At 58.8% G+C, this 3510-nt stretch carries 2 protein-coding genes and 4 pseudogenes; 4 read left to right on the top strand and 2 right to left on the bottom strand.

From position 1 onward, the window contains the following. Positions 1 to 324: 324 nt before the first annotated feature. Positions 325 to 627 (top strand): DUF3892 domain-containing protein, encoded by a 303-nt coding sequence (locus ACLFKU_RS42745; protein ID WP_410853259.1) that lies wholly within the window; start codon positions 325 to 327, stop codon positions 625 to 627. Positions 628 to 864: 237 nt separating this feature from the next. Here the strand turns inward: ACLFKU_RS42745 and ACLFKU_RS42750 are convergent, their stop codons facing one another. Then, positions 865 to 1236, bottom strand: a complete 372-nt coding sequence (locus tag ACLFKU_RS42750; protein WP_410853260.1) for a hypothetical protein — start codon at positions 1234 to 1236, stop codon at positions 865 to 867. Between ACLFKU_RS42750 and istB the strand changes: the two are divergent. From istB to ACLFKU_RS42765, 3 pseudogenes are all read left to right on the top strand, one after another. Continuing rightward, a pseudogene (gene istB, locus ACLFKU_RS42755) lies at positions 1235 to 2016 on the top strand (IS21-like element helper ATPase IstB). The gene ACLFKU_RS42750 and the pseudogene istB overlap by 2 nt on opposite strands. A gap of 102 nt (positions 2017 to 2118) precedes the next feature. Continuing rightward, a pseudogene (locus ACLFKU_RS42760) lies at positions 2119 to 2701 on the top strand (IS5 family transposase); the annotation flags it as partial. A 150-nt stretch (positions 2702 to 2851) separates the two neighbouring features. Next, a pseudogene (locus tag ACLFKU_RS42765) lies at positions 2852 to 3035 on the top strand (DDE-type integrase/transposase/recombinase); the annotation flags it as partial. A gap of 33 nt (positions 3036 to 3068) precedes the next feature. Here ACLFKU_RS42765 and ACLFKU_RS42770 read toward each other — a convergent pair. Next, positions 3069 to 3383, bottom strand: a pseudogene (locus ACLFKU_RS42770) (IS66 family transposase); the annotation flags it as partial. Between the last annotated feature and the right edge of the window lie 127 nt (positions 3384 to 3510).

The raw sequence follows: 3510 nt of genomic DNA on the forward strand, positions 1-3510 counted from the left end.
CTGGAAGACCGCACGCCGGATGAGGCATACTTCGCGACACTGCCTGCGATCAAATCGGCAGCATGAACGCCCCGGTGGTTCCACTTAAAAATCTCGGGACCCTGCCCGAACAAGCGGCGCCACCTCTTTGTTCATCGCGGCTCCTTAAATCGGTCAGGGCGACACTCTAACCGATCCTTGAGCGCTATTTGCACCACACCCTTAAAAACCAGCTTTGTTTGATGCAGCGCTAATGCATGGCAAATAAACCACGTGTAACCCTGCAAGTCCTTACTATGATGGATCGCACAATATCAAACTCCATCATAAAGGCTGGGGGGTTTTATGGCGCAGCGTATTCAGGTTCTCTGCATCAGCAAGACGAAGAGGCAGCGTAGGCACGAGGCCATTTCGCATATCGGCGGAAAGAATGCCGACGGGAGTCGGTGGAACATGAGGGAGAAAGACGCTATTAACGGGATTGAGACGGGTAAGTGGAACTTCTATGTTGTCGGAGGTGGCGAGACTGTTGATGTGTTCGTCTGGCAAACCCCGCAAGGCCACAAATACCTCAGGACCGGGCACGACATGACCATTGCGGACAATCTTCTCGGCCTGCCCGAGTGCCCAATAAATGGTTGTCGTTGAGCATGGCGTATTCAACGTCGCCACCGCCATGCTGCCCAGCGCACCTTGCCCGGATTTCGGGGGGCGAACAAGGTAAGCACAATTTCCTATCATAGGCGCCCAAGTTATTATGACCTGATCAAATCGCCGAAAGTTGGCATATATGCCGGGCGTGCCATCCGGGCTCAGAGTTCATCCCAGATTTGCGGAAGTGTTTCAGCAGGTCGGCCAGGGAGGCTAAGACTTGGGTTGCCACAACTACCCCGCTTTTTGCAGCCGGGCAAGCCAGGCTCCCCGCTTGCCATGACTCGACATCAATTGCGCCGGACGACGCCGGAATACGACATCGCGCCTGGCGTTTTCATACGCTTCAGCGAAATCCTGCAACTTCTGGAATGCCTGATCGTAGGCGCTACCCGTTGTGCGTCGCAGGTGTGCATCGATGCTTGACCACGCCGTGTCTTCCTGTTCGAGAAGTAATGTGAGGTACCGTGTGCGTTCCTTACGACGGCGGGCCTCGGCCGACTGGCGTGCTTCCCGCTCCCTGCTTTCACGGATGGCACGATGAGAGGCGACCCGTGATTCGATTTCGGATATTCGACGGCGCCCGGGCAAATTCAATTGCAGCATGGGGCAGACTATTCCGTTCGCGTGTCTCAGACATCCGACCATCGAGAAGCTCACGAGTTGCGCCTGAGTGGCATGGCGCCCGCGCTCACCGAGCAGCAGGGACTCGCCGACATCGAAGCGATGAGCTTCGAGGAACGACTCGGCCTGCTCGTTGAGCGTGAATCCAGCGTACGCGAATCACGACAGACGACGGCGCGGCTGCGCCGCGCGAAACTGAAGTTCCCTGATGCCGTGCCCGAGGACATCGACTACCGCTCGGCTCGCGGACTCGACCGCAGCCTCATCGGGCAACTGCTGAGCGGCAACTGGATTCGCGAACGCAACAGCACCGTAATCATCGGTGCCACCGGCCTTGGCAAGACCTGGCTGGCCTGTGCGCTGGCCAACCAGGCATGTCGTCAGGGCTTCTCGGCGCTGTATCTGAAGATGCCACGGCTCAATGAGGACCTCGCCATCGCTCACCGCAGCGGCCGATATGCGCGGCTGCTGGCCCAGTGGGCAAAGACAGACGTGCTGCTGATGGACGACTTCGCAATGGCACCGATGAGCGACGGTGCCGGGCGCGACCTGCTCGAGATACTTGATGACCGTCACGGGCATCGTTCAACGCTCGTGACAAGCCAGATTCCGGTTGAGAGCTGGCACGCCGCACTTGGCGATCCGACGCTTGCCGACGCGATTCTTGATCGGCTCGTGCACAACACTTACCGCATCAATCTCAGTGGCGAATCGATGCGCAAACGCAAAAAGAGTTTGACCGCCAATCCACAGTCAGAGTAAAAATCGAAAACCCCGCGTCGCTGCGCTCCGACTGTCCAGCTTCGCGCGAAACAACCGTCCACCTTCACGCGAAACGCGTGTCCAGCTTCCGCGAATTACGCAGGTCAGGTACTGCAGTCCAGCGGGATGAAGCTCAATAGCGGCACTATCGTGGACGCAACGCTGATCTCGGCGCCGGGTTCGACGAAGAATGAACAGAAGGCGCGGGACCCCGAAATGCATCAGACGGGCAAAGGCAAGCAGTGGCATTTCGGCATGATGCTGCACATCGGGCTCGATAGCCAAAGCGGCCTGGCGCATAGCGCGGTGGTCACGGCCGCCAACGTCCACGACAAACATCCGCTGCCAAGGTTGCTGCATGGTCAGGAGCAACGCGTCTACGGCGATAGCGCCTATGCGAGCCAGAAAGCGTTGATCCACAGCAAGGCGTCCCGGGCACGCGACTTCACCAACCAGCGAACCCGGCGTGGGTCAGGTCGATGAGGTAGCGCGTAGCAAGAATCGCAACAAGTCGAAGATCCGTGCCCGGGTTGAGCACGTGTTTGTTGTCGTGAAGCGCCTGAGGGGCTTTACGAAGGTGCGCTATCGCGGGCTGGCAAAGAATGCCAACCGCGCCTTCGTTGCACTGGCGCTGGCCAACGTCTATTTGTCGCGCAGGCGGCTGATGGCACAGGTGCGCCCGTAATGGGCGAAAAGCGGGGAAATCGCCCGCTTTTCGAGCCTGCAGGGGCTCACCGGAGCGAATGAGATTTGCTTTCACGGCGAAATGACCATTGAAGTATCGGCCAAACTCGAATTCCGCGGCTTGATCAGCGCAGCCTTACCGTGACAACGCCGCGCCGTTGACCGGGCGTGAAAGACCGTCGATTTCCGACTCAGCGCCAAGCGCGATGTGCCTGCAGCCACGGCCTTCTTCGGGAAGGCAATCAGGAGCGGCAACGATCACGCTGGACGGTTACGCCGTGTCTCATCGCGCGGTGCCCGAAATGAAGGCCGATGAGCTACTGCTCAAAGACAGTAAGCGGCCAGCAAACCCGTCTTGACGAATTGAGCTAAGCGACCGCAACTGTCGGCTGCCAGCGATGAGGCAGCAATGTTGCGACGTCGCTGGCCCTGTGGGTCGGCAATCGCGTGAGGACGTCCTTCAGATAGGCGTGCGGTTCGTGCCCATTGAGTTGTGCTGAGCGCAACAGGCTCATGATGGCGGCAGCGCGTCGGCCCGCTCGGAGTGAGCCGGCGAACAGCCAGTTGGCCCTCCCGATAGCCCACGGACGTATTTGGTTTTCGACCCAGTTGTTGTCTATGGGCACATGTCCGTCGTCGAGATAGCGCGTCAGCGCTTCCCAGCGTTTAAGGCTGTAATCCAGCTGTCACGGATCGGCGTAATCGAGCCGGGGATGATCGGCGTAATGAGGCCACCTGGAATGGCCCCGAAACGCGATTTCGAAGGGACTCAAGAATGCGTTTTTTTGCCTGATTTGGCAACCGCGTTTT

The sequence above is a fragment of the Paraburkholderia sp. EG304 genome, assembly GCF_046543485.1.
Classification (GTDB): Bacteria; Pseudomonadota; Gammaproteobacteria; order Burkholderiales; family Burkholderiaceae; genus Paraburkholderia; species Paraburkholderia youngii.